This is a genomic window from Fulvivirga aurantia, from assembly GCF_009711475.1.
GTDB lineage: Bacteria > Bacteroidota > Bacteroidia > Cytophagales > Cyclobacteriaceae > Fulvivirga > Fulvivirga aurantia.
Map to the genome: position 1 here is coordinate 1 of NZ_SMMD01000377.1, position 2,162 is coordinate 2,162.

Consider the following 2,162-nt stretch of genomic DNA (forward strand, 5'->3'; position numbering starts at 1 on the left):
AGTTGTGAGCTAGCTACAGTACATGTAGAAAATCAAAACCAAAAAGGATTGAAATCTTATGATGCTTCGAAGAACAATGAGGAACAAGAAGTGTATACCATTGCAGAAGTTTTTTCTGCAGAAACAGCTGAGGCAGAGTTAAAGGCAATATCAGAAGGATTTGAGCCTGAAATTGGTGTTGAAAAACGTGTGTCAATTTTAGAAAACTATATGCAATGGTCGGAAGAAGAAATGTATATAGGGGTGGCCCCGGTAAGACCAATCGGACCAATGCCTAAACCTGTTTGCCCACCAAGACCACGAAACGATTGTAAGTATCCCAGAATAATTACTCAAAAGCTTGAGCTGCTCGTTTACTGTGAAATACCTGATATGATAAATGCTAGTATAGAAACAAAGGAAGGCACAATGGCAGTAATCGGTAATATAGAATACAATGAGAAATATAATGAAGCTGTAATTTCTTTTGAAGTGATAAATGAAGACTTGTTACATCATGAAGCTATGGTATATGTTACCACAGGTATTTTTTCTGATGGTGAGCCTAAAGAGTTACAAGTTAAAGCAGCGGTAGCAGAAGGGATTTTCGAGTAAGTAAAATTTATATTAGTGACTACCCCAAATCTTTAATTTAGAGTTTTGAGGTAGTCATTTTTATTTTAAGAGGTTCATAGTTTGGCTATATTAGCTAAATGTCTGAGCTCATTAGGTTTACGCATCTCACTCATGCATTTGTATTGATATTGTTTCTGTTTGCACAAAATGTCAATGCGCAAACTCACTCCTCCGATTCCAGTAAATATCAAATTGCGGTATCCTCAATCCTTTCTACCTACAATCCTTCTGAAGATGCAAAGCTAAAGGAGGTAATCTTGCCATATGTAGACTCAACCACAATTGAGGGTGACTATGTATTAGTGATTTCGATTTTGAGTGAGCTAATCAACGACCATTACTATCAAAACACAATCGATGAAAAACGAAAATGGGATAACAGAGCTCAGCAGGTATTAAGTGATCATTCGGAGGCATTTTTTGGCAATGACATCGATAGCCTTGTATATAAAAATTACCAGCACAGTAGAGGTAATTTGTTATATGAAATGGGGGCATATATCGAATCGATTCGTGTTTTTAAGAAACTCATTTTGCAAAAAGAAAATCAACGCTTATCACTTGAAGATAGTATTTACATAAACACGTGGTACAGCTACTTAGGTAGTGCCTACTTGTTGCTTGATAAGCCGGATCGCGCCATAGCCAATTATCAACAGTATCTTAAGTATATTCCTCAAGGCCTTGATTTGTATTATGGTAGCGATGGTACTTTGTTTTATAAAATCCTCGGGTGGACCTACCTGGCCAATTGTTGGACTGCCAAGTCCTACGATTCGAAAGAGTCTGCATTTTATAAAAGGGCGCTTGAGGGCTACCATCAATCACTTGATCTTATAAAAAGATTAGATCGGCCAGAAGACTATGGCAATACTATTTTAAGCGTTTATTCAGGTCTTGTTTCTCTGCAGCAGCAGTTTACCTATTACGATAGTGCTTCTTTTTATCTCAGTCAATCTGAGAAATATGTGAATTTCGACAAGTCACAGGTTAGTGATATCTTATTATTAAAAGCCAAAAGTGAAAGGGTGAAAAATGAGCATCAAAAGGCACAAAGTTTACTTAATCAAGCAGTAGAAGAGAACATCAGACTTTATGGTAAATCGCATTATTCGCTATATGAGATTTATATAGAAAAAGCGAAGGTATACGAAGCAATGGGTTCGTTTAAAGAGGCTTTGTCCTATTGTGATTTGGCTATTGATTTACTTTCAAATCAAAATAACAAAGCGGTGGAATATGTACATACGCTTGAGGCCATTGAAGTTTTGAAGGAAAAAGCTGGCATTTTGGCACATCAGGGGGCTGAATTAGGTGAGCTATCGATCATTGAGGCGTCTTTAGAAAATTATAAACGAGCGATTGATCTTTCTATAACAGATAGAGAGCGACATTTAAGAAATGAAGCCAAGCAACAACGGATAAACAGACATCGGAAATTAATTTCTGAAGCTTTAGAGGTTTGTATTAATGCGAATAAAATGAGTAATAATAATTCTTTTGATCATTTTGCTTATGAGTTCATTGAAAAGGGAAAGAGTTTATTA

General features: G+C 36.3%; 2 protein-coding genes. Both read left to right on the plus strand.

Going from position 1 to position 2,162, the window contains the following annotated elements; translation table 11 throughout:
• Nucleotides 1-594 (plus strand): hypothetical protein (locus E1176_RS20400; protein ID WP_185152559.1); only part of this gene is annotated, 594 nt, incomplete at its 5' end.
• 98 nt (nt 595-692) lie between these two features.
• A partial coding sequence (locus E1176_RS02000; RefSeq protein ID WP_155208903.1) for a tetratricopeptide repeat protein occupies nt 693-2,162 on the plus strand: 1,470 nt, incomplete at its 3' end.